The following is a 17,825-nucleotide window of genomic DNA, read 5'->3' on the forward strand; positions in this document are numbered from 1 at the left end:
AATGGCTTATAGAGTTTTGCCGGTTTTGTTCCTTTTTTTGTTGTCTTTTAAACCACTAAGCACAAAGGAAACAGACCCACCAAAGTTAGTAGCGGCCAACGCGAAAGCTTCGTTTGAATTAAAAGTTAAAAATTTATACACAGCGCTCAATCCACAGACGTTTGCAATGCCAAAACTGGAAAGTTTTTCCAAAGCATTGGAAGGTTTTTACCAGTTGAAGGAACAAGGGCTTATCAAAAAAGATATTTTAACTTTAATCGATTTTAGTTTGTCTTCCGCTCAAAAACGACTTTGGGTGATCGACATGGCTACCAACACCATTTTACTGCAATCGGTAGTATCGCACGGACGTAACAGCGGTGACGAATTTGCTACGCAGTTTTCTAACGAAAACAACTCCTTTAAGAGCAGTTTAGGTTTTTATGCTACCGGTGAAGTTTACCAGGGCAAACACGGAATGTCTTTGCGTTTGGATGGATTGGAATACGGGATCAATGACAATGCGCGCAATCGTGCCGTTGTAATGCATGGTGCTGATTATGCCAATGAAAACATTATTTCAAAACAAGGCCGATTGGGAAGAAGTCAGGGATGTCCTGCCGTTCCGGTTGCCCTTCACAAAGAAATTATCAATTTAATAAAAGATCAATCTTGTCTTTTTATTTATCACCCGTCACGTAATTACGAGAATAAATCAAAACTAATCTCGTAACTTGGCGTAGAGTTCGAAATCAAGATCATAAATATCGTTTCTGAATTGAAGCCCGTCTTTGTCCATCCATGCTGTCCAATACAGCTGATGCACAAAGGTGGGTTTTTTCAATACAATACTTTGCGTTTTATTAGACGCAATCATTTTATCCACACGTTCCTTACTCCAGTTGTTTTCTTCTTTTTCCAGAATAAATCCGGACAATTTAAATGGATCTTCTACACGAATACATCCCGAACTTAACGCTCTGTTATTGAGTTTAAAATAATCCCGGTGATTGGTGTCATGTAGATAAACCAGGTGTTTGTTGCTAAAATTAAATTTGATCAATCCTAAAGAATTATTCGATCCCGGTTTTTGCACATAGCGATAATTGTTGGATTTTCCGGCATTCCAGTTTTCCGGACTAACCACATTTCCTTTCATGTCGTAAATGGTGATTCCGGTTGAGGCAAAATAATTCAGGTTTCTGCTCGCCGATGGTGTCAGGTCTTCTTTTAAAATAGTTGGTGGAACCGTCCAGGTAGGATTGATCACCAAATTACTGAACTTTGACGATAATACCGGCGTACGTCTTTTGGCACGTCCCACAACCACCCGGTGATTCTGGATTGTATCGTTGTCGTTAACCAGATATAAATTAAAATCTGGAATATTAATAATCACATAGCTTTCGCCTAAATCCCTAGGGAACCAACGCCAACGTTCCAGATTGGCTATGATTTGTTTTTTTCGTTGTGCTTTCGAAAGATTCATCGCGGCTACGGTTCCTTTTCCGATTACGCCATCGGGTGTTAAGCCGTGTCGTTTCTGGAATTTTTTTACAGCCGACTGTGTTTTATCGTCGTAAACTTTTGTCAGGGAATCCGGTTTTTTATAGTCGCCCCAATAGGCCAGTCGCTTTTTGACGTCGATTATAGCCGCATTGGTATCGTTGGGAATCAATTTGTCCTTAACGGCAATATTTTTAAGATTGTCATTCGGCATGCTTTCGATTTTGCGAAGCGCATCTTTTAGTCTTAAATAGGCGATATGCTTTGGTTTTAGTGAATCCAGGCTTTCCAGAATGGTATGATTTTTTAGCGCATATTGTAATTTATGGTTAAGGTCGATTTCTTTCGGATACATATCCCAGTCGGAATATAATTTGGTCGGTTCCAGTTTGCCGTTGTACAAATGACTGGCCAGTTTATAGAAGATTTCCGTATGAAGGATATCATTCGCAATCAGGTCTTTTTCGGCCAGATTTTTATGATTGTTGTCGTGCTCAGTAATCGCACCAAAGTTGTAATCGTCCGGATTCAGGCCGTCCAGTTCACTGTTTTTAATGGATTCGCTCAAGGCGGTGCGATCCTTTTCCAGTGTCCATACGGTTTTATACAGGTTGTTTTTGTAGAATTGCTTTACAACATCCGAACTATTGGCAAAATAAGCGGAATCAATTGCAATGGCTTCGGGAAAAGCAAGCGGTGCCACTTTTACCGTGTCTTTGTGTGTAATTTGTTTGTCTGCAATAGCAGCCGGTTCCTTTTTGCAGCCAAAAAGAAACATGGGAACCAATAATAGACAGTAGCGTTGCAACATAGTCATATAAATTTATTCTATAAGTTACGAAAATAATAGCAAACTAAAAAACGTGTAGGTTTTTATACCATTTTCCTCATAACAAAATGTATGCCGATTGTTGGAATGTCAAAAGCATCACCGACAATTTCATATCCCATTTTTTTATAGAAATCGACAGCAGCTTCCCGCGCATTAAACCAAATAAGGGAACCGTTCTGTTCTTTTATACAGCATTCTGCTTCGCTAACAAGGCGTTCCCCATATCCTTTTTTTTGGAATTCGTCCAAAACTGCCATTCCCCGGAGCTGAAATTGCCCAACCTGAGGAAATAATTTGTGGCAGGAGGCAAAAATGGAAACAATTCCAGCGAGTTTACTGTTGTTGTATAACCCCAAATGTGTAGTTGTTTCCAAATCGTCTCCCTCAAAAATACAACTTTCTACAGGCTTACCCGGTCGTAAAACCGGCTGACGTACCTGAAAAGTAGTATTGCTGTTGATTTTTTTTACGAAAACCATTTTTGCTCTTCTGAATAAATTCAGACAATATAATTATTTTGACACATAATATAATTATAACATAGATGCAGGAAAAATGAAATAGTTGCTTCGAAAAAACTATTTTTTTTAAAATGGTGTCAAAAAAGTATTCCTATGCAACATTTTGAATGGCGATAAAGCCGGGGAATTTATTTTTTGGACTGCATTTTAAAAGCATTGTAAACCGCCTGGTGAATAACCGTAGCGTGTGTTTCGTCTGGCATATAGTCGAAAATTACTTTTGCATTTTGATGCGTTTTGATGGTCTGGTATAGCGATTCTACTTCCTGATACATTTTCAGATCTTCGGCTTTACTTGGAGCGCCAATATAGATCGTAACCGGATTTTTTAAATTTTTGGACAGTAACGTTCCGGCATTTTTTAATAAAGCTTGTTCGCCCCACCATAAACTCGGACTGATAATTATATAATTGCTAAACAACTGCGGACGTTTGATTAAAATTTCGGAAGCTATTAATCCGGCCAATGATTCTCCGATGACGGTTTTTTGCTCGTTGGTACGGTAGTTTTTCGCTATATACGGTTGTAGTTCTTTTTCAAGGAAATCCATATAATGTTGCGAGCCACCATATTGCGGAAAGCTACTCTTTTTAAAACCTTCTTTTTCGATAAAATCGGTGTTGGTTACGGCAAAAGTAAAATCTCTTCTTCGGTTTGTGTTTTCAATTCCAACCACAATGGAACCGGGTAGCCGATTCACCCACGATTGGGAACTGAAGCGTACGATGCCTGCTAGATGTATAAAATCCTCTTCCATACCACCGTCAAGAATATAAATCACCGGGTATTTTGCGTTAGGATCATCGTGATATCCTTCCGGAAGTGTAATATTGATGGTTCGGTTTTCATTTAAAATTTTAGAAAATAAAACATCCGCTTTTCCAATGATTAAGGATTTATCCTGAGCTTGTACAGCTATATTAGTAGCGAGTAGTAGAAAGCATGCTAGTAGTAGATTTTTTAAGAGGTATTTCATATAATAGGTATTTACTTTTTTAGGTTGAATGATTTTTAACGGGTTTCCAAATATCAGGCTTTATTTTTTTATTTCAGTGTACTGTAATCGGGCAAAAGTATCCGAAATAAAAAAGAAAAACAGTTACATATGTTGAGGTCGGATTTTTATTTTAGTTTGATACGACTCAACTGAGTGGGCGTAATGCCAAGGAAGGAAGCGATATGATGTTGTTTGAGTCGCGGTACTATCGCAGCATAGGAAGTCAGAAAGGTAGCGTAACGCACTTTGGCATCGTCGGATTTTGCGGAAATTTCCAACATCTCTTTTTCGATAATCCAGTTTTTTTCCAGATAATTAATGTAAAACAGGGCGATGTCGTGTCGTTCTGTCACTAATGCTTTAAAACGATCGGCCGGAATGGATAAAACGATACTGTCTTCCAACGCTTCAATCGAAAAATGACCGGGCGTTTGTGTTAGCAATGCCGATGCCGACGCGATAAATGTATTTTCGGGAAAGAATTTTTTAATAACCTTTTCGCCGTTATCCGTCAGAAAATAATAAGCAAAAAGACCTTTTACTACATAGTAATAGTGTTTTGGAATACTACCCGCGGTTAAAAGCGAACTGTTTTTGGAAATGCTGCTTTCGTGGCAAAGTGCTTCCAATAACGCAATACTTTCGGGTGTTAGAAGAGCGGTACTTTCAAGATTGGAGCGGAAGGAACTTACAGGCATACGATTTGGGGTATTTTCCATTTTGATAGCACTAAATTACAAAATCAAGGGACAGTATTTTTAAAAAAGTAACTGATTTTTGACCGCCATTTTTTATTTTTTGATGTTTTTTAAAACTATTTTTTGATAAAAATGAATAGGGAATTGGTGTGGTTTGAAATGCCTTTTTAAATAGTGATTGACTTAAATAATTGAAAATAAGAATGGTGCGGTTCGGCGCGAAGCCTTGTTTTGTCGGGTGTTTTAAACTGTCGAAACAATGTCCGAAAGCGACCTTTGCCGATTTTAATTTTTTTTAGAAAAAAATTGCAGGGGAGTAAAATTATTAATTATATTTGCACTCACAAAAGCGGAAGTAGCTCAGTTGGTAGAGCTCCAGCCTTCCAAGCTGGTTGTCGCGAGTTCGAGCCTCGTCTTCCGCTCTGCTAAAAACCTGATGGGGTTTTAAAAACCATTAAATGCGGAAGTAGCTCAGTTGGTAGAGCTCCAGCCTTCCAAGCTGGTTGTCGCGAGTTCGAGCCTCGTCTTCCGCTCTGAAAAACCTGATGGGGTTTTAAAAACCATTAAATGCGGAAGTAGCTCAGTTGGTAGAGCTCCAGCCTTCCAAGCTGGTTGTCGCGAGTTCGAGCCTCGTCTTCCGCTCCATAAAAAAAACCGAAACATTTGTTTCGGTTTTTTTGTTTTATACTGGTGTTATTTCAGATTGCTTAAATCGCTTTCAGGGGCAATTTCTTCCGGTTCCTGATTCTGACGGAACAAACGGGCGTGTAGCGCTCCTTTAAGTAGAATCGTATTTCCGCTTACTTCCAACCAGCTTCCTTCGCGCAATCCCAATACCGACTGCGAATTAAAATGATGAAATTCGTTAATGCGGGTTTCACGGGTTTCGCCCATATGGGTCGAATTAACATCCGGATCCAAATAATGTGGATTGATATTAAAGGAAACGAATCCCAATGTTTTAAAACTCGGTGGATATACAATTGGCATATCGTTAGTTGTTCCCATCGTTAGTCCGCAAATATTACTTCCGGCTGAGGTGCCAAGATAAGGTGTTCCGTTTTTGACAGCAGTTTCCAGTGCGTCGATAACTTTGGTTTGGTATAATTGACTAACCAATAAAAACGTATTTCCACCACCGGTAAAAATACCTTCTGCGACAGCTACAGCTTCGATCGGATTCTCATATTCGTGAATTCCTTTTACGGCAATATTGATTTTGGAAAATGCCTCGCGTACTTTTTCGGTATACGCTTCATGCGAAATCCCACCGGGACGGGCATAAGGGATAAATAACAAGGTTGTTACATTTTTAAAATGCGCAACCAAAGTGGGTAAAAGATAGTCCAGGTAACTTCCGCTGTGAAGTGTTGAAGTACTGGCAATTATAAGTTTTTTCATGGTGTTGGGTTCGGTTTGGGTCAAAGATACATTTAATTACAAAAAGAAAGTCAAATGTGAAATTCTCGCTTTTAACAAATTTTTACAAAGTTGTTGGCAATAAATTTGGAGAATAAGCAAATATTTTTACCCAATATATTCGAATTTAATAAAGAATAAAAAACTTTGAATGAAACACCAACTACTTTTTTTTTTATTGATGTGTACCACCCTGCTTTCGGCTCAAAATGAAAAACCGCTGAAAGGAAAACTTATAGCCGAAACAAATGGTGATGTAGAAGGGATTTCAGTTGTGAATCTGACCACGGAAAAGCATGTATTGTCCCGTAAAGACGGAAGTTTTACCATAACCGCTGCGGCCGGAGATGTGATACAATTTTCGTCTATTCAATATGAAGAAAAAAAGATAACCGTCAAAGAAATTGATTTTGAAGATGGGGAACTATTGCTGAAAATGGTAGCCAAAGTGAATAAATTAAGCGAAGTCTATATTGAAAAAAGTGGTATTACTTCCGAAAGCCTCGGAATTGTGCCGATGGGACAAAAACAATATACGCCGGCTGAACGCAAGTTAAAAACAGCGGGCGATTTTAAACCGATACAATTGCTAAATCTATTGGGAGGTGCTTTGCCCTTTGATCCGATTATTAATAAAATAACGGGAAAAACCGAACGACTTAAAAAGGAACTATCCGTTGAACAGCGCGAAATGCTAATGGATCGTTTAAAAGGCTGGTTCCAGGAGCCTTTTGTGACAGACGAACTTAAAATTCAACAGGAGTACGTGGACGGTTTCTGGTTGTATGCGATGGATGATGCCGGTTTTAAAAAAGCGGTAAACGAAAGAAATAAGACTTTGGCGACTTTTTTACTAACGGAGCTGGCTGTAAAATATAAAAAATTAATTTCCGAATAAATGTCCGGTAAAAAAGCATATTGCGAAAAGGCGCAACAAATGAATAAGATTTTTCCTTTGATTTTATTGGTAATTTCTGTAACTTCATACGCACAGAATACAAAAGTCCTGAAAGGGAAAGTTATGGCTGCGACATCGGAGTTGGACGGTATTCACGTGATCAATAAAAGAACGGAAAAAGCGGTAGTGACCGAAAAAGGCGGCTTTTTTGCAATAATGGCCCAACCGAATGACACGCTGATTTTTTCGGCAGTCCAATTTAAAGGTCGGCAAATCCGACTGGAGGAAAAGGATTTTAACGAGGAGTTGTTCTATGTCAAATTAGACGTGATGATACGCCAGTTAAAAGAGGTCGTGATCAATGAATATGGGAATATCAATTCGGAAAGTTTGGGATTGGTTCCGAGAGGACAGAAAAAATACACGCCGGCCGAAAGAAAATTAAAAACAGCCACCGGAACCGATGCGCAAATAGGAACGAATACGGTTGTAGGTCTTGATCCGTTGTTAAACTGGTTTTCCGGACGGACATCGATGCTGAAAAAAGAAGTTGAAATAGAGAAAAAAGAACTGTTCCGACAAAAGTTGGAAGGGATGTATGACGAAGAGTATTTTGTAAATACCTTAAAAATTCCACAGGAATATGTACAGGGATTTATCTTTTATGCTGTCGAAAACGAACGATTTACAGCAGCGATAAAAGCCAAAAACAAAACACTGGCTACGTTTTATCTGAATGAACTGGCCGTGCAATACCGAAAAATAATTACAGATGAAAAATAAACTGCTGCTTATCCTGTTGTTACTGACTTTTCAAGCGTTTTCACAAACCACTACCCGGGAACTGCTAAAAGGTCAGATACAAATCGATAGTCTCGATGCCGAAAATATTACGATTCTGAACACGGCAACCCGTATTAAAACGAATACCGGTAAAATGGGGGAATTCGAAATTTATGCCCGGGCGAAAGATACACTGGTTTTTTCGAGCCTTTCCTTTAGTCCGCTGATGGTTGTATTGGAAAAAAGAGATTTCGACATGCAAATTCTTCGAATCCGACTTACCGTTGAGGTAAACCAGCTAAACGAAGTAATTGTAAAACGACTTTCCGGGGATTTGGAACGGGATACCCGAAAATTAAAAGATCGAAGCCAGCGGATAGCCGTATCGGAGAATACCTTATTTCAGACCGATTTTAAAACCGATTATCTGACCCGACCTACTACACCGCCGGTAATTACCAGTATGAGCCCGCTCACGGGTGTCGACTTTATTAAGGTGGGGGAAATGGTGGGTCGCCTCTTCAAATCCAAACGCAAAACCGATACCGGAACTGCTACTTTTGTAACCGATAAGATTTTTGCCGATGCGGTAAGAGAAAGAGTATCCACGCCATTTTTTACCGATGTCTTAAAACTTAAAAAAGACGATATCGGACCTTTTTTAACCTATTGCGATCAAGGTGCGCTTACCCGTGAATTATTGGAGCCGCAACACGAATTTGAACTGATCGATTATCTGATCAGTAAAAATAAAACGTATCAACAGGCGAAAAAGAAATAATACTATCTTTGGAGGATGACAAAGTTGTTGCGATACGGTTTTTTATTCCTGCTATTGTTGAGTCTTAGCGCAGCGGGATTTCATAAATTCTATGTCTCCATCTACCAGGTTAATTATGTGCCGGAAAAAAAAGCCCTGCAGATAACCGCGCGGATTTTTACAGACGATTTGGAAAAAGCCCTCGAACGAAAAGTTAAGAAAAAGATTTATCTGGCCACTACAAAAGAAGCTCCGGAAGCGGAAGAACTTTTAAAAAAATACCTGACCGATAAATTGCATATCCGCATTAATAATACGGAAAAGGCGATCCGATTTCTCGGACGGGAAACCGAAGACGATGTTGTGATTTGTTATCTGACTGTGCCGGTAACCGAAAAAATTACATCGGTAGAAGTGTACAATACGGCACTGACGGAAATATATCCGGATCAGCAAAATATCATTCATACGAATATAAATAGTAACAAAAAGAGTCTTTTGCTGACCAATAGTAATCCAAAAGAAAAAATTGAATATTAGACTGTTATAACCATGAAAAAATCGGCATCTGTTTTTTCAATACTGGCTTTGGCAATTCCCTTAATGACCATGGGCCAGGATACAAAAAATTCGGGTAAAAGAGAACCCGGACATTACGACACGAACAAGTTTAGCCAGATGTATACCCAAATGGCAACTCCAAACATGTTCCGTACCGCATCCGGAGCACCCGGACCGGCTTACTACCAGCAACAGGCAGATTATAAAATCAAAGTCGAACTCGACGATAAAAATACCCGTCTGAGCGGCGAAGAAACGATCACCTATTATAACAATTCACCCGATCCGTTGGATTATTTATGGGTGCAATTGGATCAGAACGAAAAGAAACCCGATTCCAAATCGCCATTGGTGGAAAACCAGCGAATGGATGGCGCGATGACGCCCGACGGATTTACAAAGAAATTCATGCAACAGCCGTTTCAGGGTGGTTATAACATCGAATTTGTAAAAGACGCCAAAGGGAATCCGATGAAATATACAATCAATCAGACCATGATGCGTATCGACCTGGATAAAACCCTTAAAAAAGGTGAGAAAATCTCGTTTTCGATAAAATGGTGGTACAACATCAACAATTATAGAGTGGACGGAGGTCGTTCCGGATACGAACATTTTGATAAAGATGGAAACAACCTGTATGTAATTGCACAGTTCTATCCGCGTATGGCTGTTTATAACGATGTAGAAGGATGGCAAAACATGCAGTTCTGGGGCGAAGGAGAATTTGCCTTGCCGTTTGGTAACTTTGAAGTGAGTATAACCGTTCCGGCCGATCACGTAATGGAAGCCACCGGTGAACTGCAAAATAGAAAAGAGGTTTTTACAGCCGAACAGCTAAAACGCTACCAACAGGCCGAAAGTTCCTATGATAACCCGGTTATCGTAGTGACGCAGGCCGAAGCCGAACAACGATCCAAAACCGTTTCGGATCAGAAAAAAACATGGAAATTTAAAGCGACCAACGTACGGGACTTTGCTTTTTCGACGTCGCGAAAATTTATTTACGATGCGATGGCGGTAAAAATTGGCGGTAAAAACGTCATGGCCATTTCCTTATATCCACCGGAAGCGAACCCGTTATGGGAACAGTATTCTACCCGTGTGGTAGCACATACGCTAAAAAGCTATTCCAGCTATACCTTTGATTATCCGTATCCGAAAGCCGTATCCATTTCGGCCGAAGACCAGGGAATGGAATACCCGATGATCTGTTGGAATTACGGACGTCCTGATGAAAAAGGTTTTGTGAGCGACCGATTAAAATACGGTATGATGGGGGTAATTATCCACGAAGTAGGACATAACTTTTTCCCGATGATTGTTAACTCCGACGAACGTCAGTGGACTTGGATGGATGAAGGATTAAACACCTTTCTGGAATACCTTACCGAACAAAGTTGGGATAAAAACTTCCCGTCAAGCAGAGGACCGGCGGCTAAAATCGTACCGTATATGAGTGGTGATCAACGATTTTTGGAACCGATTATGTCCAATTCGGAAACGATCCATCAGTTTGGTGCCAATGCCTACGCAAAACCGGCTACCGGATTAAATATACTACGCGAAACCATCATGGGGCATGAATTATTTGATCATGCTTTTAGAACCTATGCCAACCGTTGGAAATTCAAGCATCCGACACCGGAAGATTTTTTCCGTACGATGGAAGACGCTTCGGCTGTTGATCTGGATTGGTTTTGGAAAGGCTGGTTTTACTCGACCGATTATGTAGATATTGGAATCAAAAATGTAAAACAATTCTATGTGTCGGAAGAACCAACCAAAGAAATGAAAGATTTTGCAGCCAAAAGAGGACGCTTTCTACAAGACAACGGACCATTTGTGTATTTGGTGTCCGATAGTAGTGAAGATTTTAAACCGGGTATAAAAAAACCATTTGTCATTCAGGACGTAAAACTACTGAACGATTATGTGGAAACCTTGTCACCGGAAGATCGAAAAAGCTTAAAAGCACCGAAATATTTTTACGAAGTTGAATTCGAAAAACCGGGAGGGATGATGATGCCAATCCTTGTGGATTTGGAATTTGAAGACGGAACAATTCAAAATTATGTATTTCCGGTACAAATCTGGCGCAAAGGAAACGAAGTGGTAAAACGCGTTTTTGCGACCGAAAAACCGGTTAAAAAGATACAACTGGATCCAAAACTGCAAACGGCCGATATCGATGTGACTAACAACGTATGGCCTAAAGAAACACCAAAATCGAAGTTTGATCAGTTTGAAAAAAACTAATAGAAGCACTCGAAAGAGTGCTTTTGTGTTAATAAAAGTCAAAAACCGGGAAATAAAAACGGAACTTCGTAAATTTGCTACTTATAACTTTCAAACTTATAGACAATGTTTGGTATCGGAGGCGGAGAAATATTCCTTATTATATTAGTCGTTTTAATGTTATTTGGTTCGGATAAAGTGCCGGAAATCGCAAGAACCCTTGGGAAAGGGATGGCGCAGATTAAGCACGCAACCAACGACATTAAAAACGAAATTCAAAAAAGTGCTGAAGAAAACGGCTTAACCAAAGATTTGGATTTTACCAAAGATCTGGATTTGGATCTGACCGGCGGTATTCGAAAAGAAATTGATAAAGCCAAAGAGGATATTGAAGATATTTCCGGACCGATAAAACGACAAATGTAATCTTGGAGCATTTAATTCAACTCGACAAACAATTACTGGTTTTTTTAAATGGCTTGGGTTCCGAACGTTTTGACGGACTCTGGCTGATCATTACCAAACAAGCCTATTGGACACCAATATTTCTGTATGTATTCTATCTGTTGTACAAAAAACTGGGTTGGAAACACATGTTATTGGTGATTTTCTCTCTAGCCTTATTGATCGCATTTACCGATCAGATGACGAATCTGGTAAAAAACAGCGTACAGCGTTTGCGTCCGTGTAACGATCCGGAAACCAAAGACATTATTCGTTTGGTTAAACAAAGTTCCTCGTTTAGTTATTTTTCGGGACATGCGGCCAATTCATTGGCATCGACTACATTTATAGTGTTGATTCTACGGAAATACTACAAATATGCCTTTTTGTTTTTCCTGTTTCCATTGATCTTTGCTTATAGCCGTATTTACCTTGGATTGCATTTCCCGGGAGACATTCTTTCCGGCTATATTTTCGGAATCGGAACCGGTTATTTGTTTTCAAAAATATATGAAGTATATCGGAAAAAATATTTTCCGGAGAGTATATAATTTTAGACCTGACAGGTTTTTTTGCAAACCGCTGAGAAACCTGTCAGGTCTGCATCGCATCTAAACAGAAAAGGGATTACAATTTGTAATCCCTTTTCTGTTTTAAAGTACACGGCTAACGGTCAATCCGTCGCGGATCGGCAATAAAACCGTTTCGACTCTTGGATCGTCTTTTAGTAGCTGGTTATACTCCAGTAATATTTTAGTACTCTTATCATTGGCTTTTACCGTTTCCAGAATTTTACCGGACCATAATACATTATCCGATAAAATAACACCGCCTTTATTCATTAACGGAACGATCATCTGGAAATAGTTGATATAGTTCTCTTTATCGGCATCGATAAAAACCAGATCAAATTTTTTATTTAATCCCGGAATAATTTCCAAAGCATTCCCCAAATGTTGGTGAATCTGGTTTTTCCATTCTGATTGATCAAAATATTTGCGCTGGAAATCGAATAACTCCTCGTTGATATCGATAGTGTCCAAAGTACCGTTTTCAACTAAACCTTCCGCCAGGCATAACGCGGCATAACCGGTATAGGTTCCGATTTCCAGAATGGACTTCGGGCGAATCAATTTGGAAAGTATACTCAAAACACGCCCTTGAAAATGACCGCTCAACATACGGGGTTGCAGGATTTTCTGGTGGGTTTCCTTATTTAAGGCGGCGAGCAAAGCCGGTTCGTTTTCGGAATGTGCCGCTACATAATCTTCTAAAGTCTCGGAGATAAAATGCATAACGTAAATTTTTTACAAAATTACAAATTACCAAAAGCAGAAACGACCAATTATACAAATTGTTACTAACTTTGTGCCATGCAAACGGAAAAGAAAGATATTAGAGCGTTAAGTAAAGAGCAGTTACGCGATTTTTTTGTAGCTCAGGGCGACAAAGCATTTCGCGGCAACCAGGTATACGAATGGCTATGGAATAAAGGCGCGCATAAATTTGACGATATGACCAATGTCGCCAAAGCAACGCGGCAGATGTTGGAGGATAATTTTGTGATCAACCATATTAAGGTCGATCAGATGCAACGTAGTGAAGACGGTACGGTAAAAAATGCGGTTCGTTTACACGATGGATTGATAGTGGAAAGTGTTTTGATTCCGACCGAAACGCGAACAACTGCCTGTGTATCCAGTCAGGTAGGATGTAGTCTGGATTGTAACTTCTGTGCTACGGCGCGTTTAAAACGAATGCGAAACCTGAATCCGGATGAAATTTACGATCAGGTCGTAGCAATTGACAACGAAAGTAAACTTTATTTTGACCGTCCGTTGTCGAATATTGTATTTATGGGGATGGGCGAACCGTTGATGAATTACAATAACGTAATGAAAGCAATCGATATGATCACTTCTCCGGAAGGTTTGGGAATGTCGCCAAAACGTATTACTGTTTCGACGTCCGGGATTCCGAAGATGATCAAAAAATTAGCGGATGACGAAGTAAAATTCAAACTGGCTGTTTCATTGCACTCGGCTATCGATGAAACCCGTTCGCAGATCATGCCTTTTTCTGAAAATTTCCCGTTAAAAGATTTACGCGAAAGTCTGGAATATTGGTATTCCAAAACCAAAAGCCGCGTAACCTACGAATATGTGGTGTGGAAAGGAATCAACGATGATAAAAAATCGATCGATGCATTGGTTAAATTTTGTAAATACGTACCGTGTAAAGTAAACCTGATTGAATACAACCCAATCGACGATGGTGAATTTCAACAGGCTCCGGCAGCGGCAATCGACGCTTATATTAGTGCGTTGGAACGAAACGATATTGTAGCAAAAGTGCGACGAAGTCGTGGAAAAGATATCGATGCGGCTTGCGGTCAGTTGGCCAACAAAGAAGCAGAAGCATAAAAAAAGCCCCTTAAAGGGGCTTTTTCAATGGTAATAACCATGTAATCTAAAGTGATAATCGAAGTTTCTTTTCCGGGATAAAGCTATTACGCTTTATATATTGATCAACATAAAATCATTTTCGACAGCCTTATTGATCAGATTGTTTTTCCTGTAAAATAGGACGAATGATTTGTTGGTAATTATATACTAACGTAAAAAAATAAAGTTTAGTATAAAAATTATCATTTTTTACTTTCCGACCAAATTGGTATATTTGAAACCGATGAAAATTGTAGAGCAAATAAAACAACCGATTGGTACAGAAATGGAACTTTTTGAAAAGAAGTTTCATGAATCGATGTCCTCAAAGGTTGCCTTGCTCAACAGAATTACCTATTATATTGTAAACCGAAAAGGGAAACAAATGCGACCGATGTTTGTTTTCTTAACGGCAAAAATGGTCTCCGGCGGAACCGTTAACGAACGTACCTATCGCGGTGCGTCGGTTATCGAATTAATCCATACCGCCACTTTGGTTCATGACGATGTCGTTGATGATAGTAACCGTCGCCGTGGCTTTTTTTCGATCAATGCTTTGTGGAAAAACAAAATCGCCGTTTTGGTGGGCGATTACCTGTTGTCCAAAGGATTATTGCTTTCGATCGACAACAATGATTTCGATTTGTTAAAGATCATATCCGTTGCTGTTCGTGAAATGAGTGAAGGCGAATTGCTTCAGATCGAAAAAGCAAGACGACTGGATATTACGGAAGACGTTTATTATGAAATCATCCGACAAAAAACGGCTACGCTGATTGCGGCTTGTTGCGCCTTGGGAGCCTGTGCGGTAAAACCCGAAGATACTGAAGTGGTAGAGCGGATGCGGAAATTCGGAGAATTGATCGGAATGGCATTCCAGATCAAAGATGATCTTTTCGATTATACCGATGATGCCATCGGGAAACCGACGGGAATCGACATCAAAGAACAAAAAATGACACTTCCGTTGATTTATGCACTTAACAATTGTACGACCAAAGAAAAAAACTGGTGCATTAATTCCATCAAAAACCATAATAAAGACAAGAAACGCGTTCGCGAAGTCATTGCTTTTGTAAAAGAACGGAACGGACTAATCTACGCCGAGCAAAAAATGGTGCAATTTCAACAGGAGGCACTTTCATTACTGCAAAATTTCCCGGATTCACCTTATAAAAACGCACTAACGTTAATGGTGAACTACGTGATCGAAAGAAAAAAATAAATTTTTTTTAAAATAATAGCACTGTAAAAGCTTGTTTTTCAGTGTTTTTCAAAAATTTTAAACTTTTTTGTATATCCCATACAACCATTTACAGAGCAAGCCCGTCTATAGTAATAGAAACATCTGATAATTATTTTGAGAGTAATCAACCTACATCAGGAAGAAAAGGAACTAATCGCGTTGGCAGTCGACAACAATCGACATGCACAGCATAAGATATATTCGCTTTTTGCTCCGAAGATGCTAAGTGTTTGCCGACAGTATTTAAAAGATGTTCATCTGGCGGAAGATGTGATGATCACCGCTTTTATGAAAGTGTTTACCAATTTAAAAGCATTCGAACATAAAGGCAGTTTTGAAGGATGGATACGACGGATTATGGTTAACGAATGTATCTCACACATCCGGGTACAAAAACCGGTAAAATTTACCGAAGACGAAAGTTATTTTGAAGAGCGGTTCAACGATATCGAAAGCCAATTGTCGGTAGACGATATCCAGTTTCTGATCGATAAATTACCCGACGGTTATCGTATGGTTTTTAATCTTTATGCGATTGAAGGGTATAAGCATCAGGAAATCGGAAAAATGTTGGGAATTAGCGAAGGAACATCGAAATCACAACTTTCGCACGCCCGGAAAATGTTGCAGGAACAAATTAACAAACTAAAAAATTATCAAAATGGAACCGAATAAATTAGAAGAGGATTTCAGAGATAAGTTGAATTCAAGAAAGATTCAACCCTCTGAAATGGCATGGGACAGATTGGATGCGATGCTTTCGGTTTCCGAAAAGAAAAAGCCGAAGCGTAGCTACAAATGGTTGTCTATGGCGGCGGTTTTTGTCGGAATGTTGTTCGTGGGAACCTTATTAATGGAACAACAAAAAGAAGATCTGAAAATAAAAGAAACAATAAAAACGGTTGCTAAACAAAAGCAGGATTCAATAACGTCGGAAATCAATACAACACCTTTGGCAATAGAAGAAGTTGTTTCGGAATCTGTTAAAAATGAAAAGAGCAACATTGCAGCTGTTGTAAAAACAAATGTTAAGTCAATAGTGAAAGCACAATCCGGTACCGCTATCGGGCAACAAACAACAACCGCTCCGGAAATACAAATTGTTGAAGTAACACCGCCAAAAGAAATCAAAAAGACAACCACCACGGTGGATGTGGAAAGCTTGCTGGCATCGGTAGATAAAAATGCTCCAACAAAAAGTACGATTAAAAAAGGGAATGTAAAAGTCGACGCCAATTCCCTGTTAAGTACTGTTGAAGGAGAAATCACTACCGACTATCGCGAAGGTGTATTTCAGACGATCAATCGGAATTTTAAAACCGTAAAATCGGCTGTAGCGAATCGCAATACCGAATAAATCAATCAATAAATCGAATAGTTAAAATTTAGAATTATGCAGAAAATTATTTTTTATGTAGTGGCTTTCGTATGCCTGGTGGTGACGAAAATCCACGCTCAGGAAAACTTTGAAAACCGTGCAAAAGTAATTGCCGCCAATATCGAGAGAATTACCAAAGAGGAAAAAGCCATCCTAAAAAACAAGGTAGACAGTATTAATGCGCGTTGGGAGCAAAATCAGATTACCCGTGAAGAAGCCGATACGCAAAAATTAGAAGCCGCCAATTACCACGCCAAGCGAATCGAAGAACGTGTAGCGGTAGAGGAAGCCAACTTAAACCTGTTGGTTAAAGAACAGGTAGATGGTAAAATCAAAGAGCGTGATACAACGAAAACAGATGAAGAAGGTTATTTCGTAGTAAAGTATAAAAAGGGTAAAAATAAATTTAAGTCCGGAGAAAAAAGAACCACAACACAGTTGGTCGTTGCAGGAGGTGTTAACAATGTTATGACCGATGGAGCTTTGGCAAATTCAAAATTCAGATATTGGGGATCCCATTTTTATGAAGTCGGATTAACGTTGAATACGCGATTGGCAAAAAACGATAACCTGTTACATTTAAAATACGGATTTTCGGCGGTGTACAACAATCTTAGACCTTCGGATAATCAGTACTTCGTGAAAAACTATGATCAAACTGATCTTGCGCCTTCATCGGTATGGTTAAAAGAATCCAGATTGCGCAACGTGCAACTAATCTTCCCGGTGCATTTGGAATTTGATTTTACACCGGTTAAGACCAATGATAAAGGTGAAAAAGTTTTTAGAACACATCAGAATTTTCGTGCCGGAATTGGAGGATATATCGGTGCTAATCTGAATACCAAACAGTTTTTGGAATACGAACGCGATGGTTATGATATTGAAGAAACCCAAAATAGTGGTTTTAATACCAACGGTTTTATATACGGTTTGAGTACTTATGTAGGGTATCGTTCGATGTCTTTATATCTAAAATACGATCTGAATCCGTTATTTAAAGATAATGCTACAAAGCAAAACAACATTTCATTGGGATTGCGTTTTGACTTCAATTAAAAATTAGGTTAGTTATACTTTTTTTATCAGGTGCTCATAATGGGCACCTTTTGTTTTTTAG

At 39.2% G+C, this 17,825-nt stretch carries 19 protein-coding genes and 3 tRNA genes; 16 read left to right on the top strand and 6 right to left on the bottom strand.

Features of this window, described 5'->3' with window-relative positions:
* Position 1: 1 nt before the first annotated feature.
* Entirely contained in the window at positions 2-712 is a 711-nt protein-coding gene (locus AAFN64_RS02385) for a murein L,D-transpeptidase catalytic domain family protein (protein ID WP_300491362.1), read from the top strand.
* Here AAFN64_RS02385 and AAFN64_RS02390 read toward each other — a convergent pair.
* The 4 genes from AAFN64_RS02390 to AAFN64_RS02405 form a co-directional block, all read right to left on the bottom strand.
* The gene (locus AAFN64_RS02390; protein ID WP_347759164.1) at positions 701-2,296 is read right to left on the bottom strand and encodes a L,D-transpeptidase family protein; all 1,596 of its coding nucleotides are present in this window, start codon (positions 2,294-2,296) and stop codon (positions 701-703) included. The genes AAFN64_RS02385 and AAFN64_RS02390 overlap by 12 nt on opposite strands.
* A gap of 62 nt (positions 2,297-2,358) precedes the next feature.
* Positions 2,359-2,796 (bottom strand): GNAT family N-acetyltransferase, encoded by a 438-nt coding sequence (locus AAFN64_RS02395; protein ID WP_300491365.1) that lies wholly within the window; start codon positions 2,794-2,796, stop codon positions 2,359-2,361.
* Between the two features lie 170 nt (positions 2,797-2,966).
* Positions 2,967-3,815 (bottom strand): alpha/beta hydrolase-fold protein, encoded by an 849-nt coding sequence (locus tag AAFN64_RS02400; protein WP_347759165.1) that lies wholly within the window; start codon positions 3,813-3,815, stop codon positions 2,967-2,969.
* Positions 3,816-3,961: 146 nt separating this feature from the next.
* Positions 3,962-4,555, bottom strand: a complete 594-nt coding sequence (locus tag AAFN64_RS02405) for a Crp/Fnr family transcriptional regulator (RefSeq protein ID WP_347759166.1) — start codon at positions 4,553-4,555, stop codon at positions 3,962-3,964.
* A 328-nt stretch (positions 4,556-4,883) separates the two neighbouring features.
* On the opposite strand from AAFN64_RS02405, the gene AAFN64_RS02410 reads away from it, so the two are divergent.
* The 3 genes from AAFN64_RS02410 to AAFN64_RS02420 all read left to right on the top strand — a co-directional run bounded on the left by AAFN64_RS02410 (position 4,884) and on the right by AAFN64_RS02420 (position 5,179).
* A tRNA-Gly gene (locus AAFN64_RS02410) sits at positions 4,884-4,956 on the top strand.
* Between the two features lie 38 nt (positions 4,957-4,994).
* Positions 4,995-5,067, top strand: a tRNA-Gly gene (locus AAFN64_RS02415).
* A gap of 36 nt (positions 5,068-5,103) precedes the next feature.
* Positions 5,104-5,179: transfer RNA gene (locus AAFN64_RS02420), tRNA-Gly, on the top strand.
* A gap of 48 nt (positions 5,180-5,227) precedes the next feature.
* On the opposite strand, the gene pepE is transcribed toward AAFN64_RS02420, so the two are convergent.
* Entirely contained in the window at positions 5,228-5,935 is a 708-nt protein-coding gene (gene pepE / locus AAFN64_RS02425) for a dipeptidase PepE (RefSeq protein WP_347759167.1), read from the bottom strand.
* 169 nt (positions 5,936-6,104) lie between these two features.
* On the opposite strand from pepE, the gene AAFN64_RS02430 reads away from it, so the two are divergent.
* The 7 genes from AAFN64_RS02430 (at position 6,105) to AAFN64_RS02460 (ending at position 12,188) form a co-directional block, all read left to right on the top strand.
* Positions 6,105-6,851, top strand: coding sequence for a hypothetical protein (locus tag AAFN64_RS02430; RefSeq protein WP_347759168.1), 747 nt, complete (start codon positions 6,105-6,107; stop codon positions 6,849-6,851).
* A gap of 39 nt (positions 6,852-6,890) precedes the next feature.
* Positions 6,891-7,634, top strand: a complete 744-nt coding sequence (locus AAFN64_RS02435; protein WP_300486066.1) for a hypothetical protein — start codon at positions 6,891-6,893, stop codon at positions 7,632-7,634.
* The gene (locus AAFN64_RS02440; protein WP_347759169.1) at positions 7,624-8,415 is read left to right on the top strand and encodes a hypothetical protein; all 792 of its coding nucleotides are present in this window, start codon (positions 7,624-7,626) and stop codon (positions 8,413-8,415) included. Before AAFN64_RS02435 ends, AAFN64_RS02440 begins: the two co-directional genes overlap by 11 nt.
* A gap of 15 nt (positions 8,416-8,430) precedes the next feature.
* Entirely contained in the window at positions 8,431-8,934 is a 504-nt protein-coding gene (locus tag AAFN64_RS02445; protein WP_300486070.1) for a DUF6702 family protein, read from the top strand.
* 12 nt (positions 8,935-8,946) lie between these two features.
* The gene (locus AAFN64_RS02450; RefSeq protein WP_347759170.1) at positions 8,947-11,214 is read left to right on the top strand and encodes a M1 family metallopeptidase; all 2,268 of its coding nucleotides are present in this window, start codon (positions 8,947-8,949) and stop codon (positions 11,212-11,214) included.
* 105 nt (positions 11,215-11,319) lie between these two features.
* Complete coding sequence (locus AAFN64_RS02455; protein ID WP_136402173.1) at positions 11,320-11,619, top strand: twin-arginine translocase TatA/TatE family subunit; 300 nt, start codon at positions 11,320-11,322, stop codon at positions 11,617-11,619.
* Positions 11,619-12,188, top strand: a complete 570-nt coding sequence (locus AAFN64_RS02460) for a phosphatase PAP2 family protein (RefSeq protein ID WP_347759891.1) — start codon at positions 11,619-11,621, stop codon at positions 12,186-12,188. Before AAFN64_RS02455 ends, AAFN64_RS02460 begins: the two co-directional genes overlap by 1 nt.
* A gap of 102 nt (positions 12,189-12,290) precedes the next feature.
* On the opposite strand, the gene AAFN64_RS02465 is transcribed toward AAFN64_RS02460, so the two are convergent.
* The gene (locus tag AAFN64_RS02465; protein WP_347759171.1) at positions 12,291-12,932 is read right to left on the bottom strand and encodes an O-methyltransferase; all 642 of its coding nucleotides are present in this window, start codon (positions 12,930-12,932) and stop codon (positions 12,291-12,293) included.
* Positions 12,933-13,010: 78 nt separating this feature from the next.
* On the opposite strand from AAFN64_RS02465, the gene rlmN reads away from it, so the two are divergent.
* From rlmN to AAFN64_RS02490, 5 genes are all read left to right on the top strand, one after another.
* Complete coding sequence (gene rlmN / locus AAFN64_RS02470; protein ID WP_300486078.1) at positions 13,011-14,060, top strand: 23S rRNA (adenine(2503)-C(2))-methyltransferase RlmN; 1,050 nt, start codon at positions 13,011-13,013, stop codon at positions 14,058-14,060.
* A gap of 265 nt (positions 14,061-14,325) precedes the next feature.
* A complete protein-coding gene (locus AAFN64_RS02475; RefSeq protein ID WP_300486080.1) occupies positions 14,326-15,306 on the top strand; it encodes a polyprenyl synthetase family protein in 981 nt (326 codons plus the stop codon).
* Positions 15,307-15,441: 135 nt separating this feature from the next.
* The gene (locus AAFN64_RS02480; protein ID WP_347759172.1) at positions 15,442-16,002 is read left to right on the top strand and encodes an RNA polymerase sigma factor; all 561 of its coding nucleotides are present in this window, start codon (positions 15,442-15,444) and stop codon (positions 16,000-16,002) included.
* On the top strand, positions 15,989-16,684 hold the full coding sequence (locus AAFN64_RS02485; protein WP_347759173.1) for a hypothetical protein: 696 nt from the start codon (positions 15,989-15,991) through the stop codon (positions 16,682-16,684). Before AAFN64_RS02480 ends, AAFN64_RS02485 begins: the two co-directional genes overlap by 14 nt.
* Before the next feature lie 36 nt (positions 16,685-16,720).
* Complete coding sequence (locus AAFN64_RS02490) at positions 16,721-17,764, top strand: hypothetical protein (RefSeq protein ID WP_347759174.1); 1,044 nt, start codon at positions 16,721-16,723, stop codon at positions 17,762-17,764.
* Positions 17,765-17,825: the final 61 nt, after the last annotated feature.

This window comes from Flavobacterium sp. CAU 1735, from assembly GCF_039888695.1.
GTDB lineage: Bacteria > Bacteroidota > Bacteroidia > Flavobacteriales > Flavobacteriaceae > Flavobacterium.

What these genes read in the sequence shown, in the direction of transcription:
- AAFN64_RS02385 (WP_300491362.1), top strand. Translation starts at nt 2, where the DNA reads ATGGCTTATAGAGTTTTGCCGGTTTTGTTCCTTTTTTTGTTGTCTTTT.
- AAFN64_RS02390 (WP_347759164.1), bottom strand. Translation starts at nt 2,296, where the DNA reads ATGTTGCAACGCTACTGTCTATTATTGGTTCCCATGTTTCTTTTTGGC.
- AAFN64_RS02395 (WP_300491365.1), bottom strand. Translation starts at nt 2,796, where the DNA reads ATGGTTTTCGTAAAAAAAATCAACAGCAATACTACTTTTCAGGTACGT.
- AAFN64_RS02400 (WP_347759165.1), bottom strand. Translation starts at nt 3,815, where the DNA reads ATGAAATACCTCTTAAAAAATCTACTACTAGCATGCTTTCTACTACTC.
- AAFN64_RS02405 (WP_347759166.1), bottom strand. Translation starts at nt 4,555, where the DNA reads ATGGAAAATACCCCAAATCGTATGCCTGTAAGTTCCTTCCGCTCCAAT.
- pepE (WP_347759167.1), bottom strand. Translation starts at nt 5,935, where the DNA reads ATGAAAAAACTTATAATTGCCAGTACTTCAACACTTCACAGCGGAAGT.
- AAFN64_RS02430 (WP_347759168.1), top strand. Translation starts at nt 6,105, where the DNA reads ATGAAACACCAACTACTTTTTTTTTTATTGATGTGTACCACCCTGCTT.
- AAFN64_RS02435 (WP_300486066.1), top strand. Translation starts at nt 6,891, where the DNA reads ATGAATAAGATTTTTCCTTTGATTTTATTGGTAATTTCTGTAACTTCA.
- AAFN64_RS02440 (WP_347759169.1), top strand. Translation starts at nt 7,624, where the DNA reads ATGAAAAATAAACTGCTGCTTATCCTGTTGTTACTGACTTTTCAAGCG.
- AAFN64_RS02445 (WP_300486070.1), top strand. Translation starts at nt 8,431, where the DNA reads ATGACAAAGTTGTTGCGATACGGTTTTTTATTCCTGCTATTGTTGAGT.
- AAFN64_RS02450 (WP_347759170.1), top strand. Translation starts at nt 8,947, where the DNA reads ATGAAAAAATCGGCATCTGTTTTTTCAATACTGGCTTTGGCAATTCCC.
- AAFN64_RS02455 (WP_136402173.1), top strand. Translation starts at nt 11,320, where the DNA reads ATGTTTGGTATCGGAGGCGGAGAAATATTCCTTATTATATTAGTCGTT.
- AAFN64_RS02465 (WP_347759171.1), bottom strand. Translation starts at nt 12,932, where the DNA reads ATGCATTTTATCTCCGAGACTTTAGAAGATTATGTAGCGGCACATTCC.
- rlmN (WP_300486078.1), top strand. Translation starts at nt 13,011, where the DNA reads ATGCAAACGGAAAAGAAAGATATTAGAGCGTTAAGTAAAGAGCAGTTA.
- AAFN64_RS02475 (WP_300486080.1), top strand. Translation starts at nt 14,326, where the DNA reads ATGAAAATTGTAGAGCAAATAAAACAACCGATTGGTACAGAAATGGAA.
- AAFN64_RS02485 (WP_347759173.1), top strand. Translation starts at nt 15,989, where the DNA reads ATGGAACCGAATAAATTAGAAGAGGATTTCAGAGATAAGTTGAATTCA.
- AAFN64_RS02490 (WP_347759174.1), top strand. Translation starts at nt 16,721, where the DNA reads ATGCAGAAAATTATTTTTTATGTAGTGGCTTTCGTATGCCTGGTGGTG.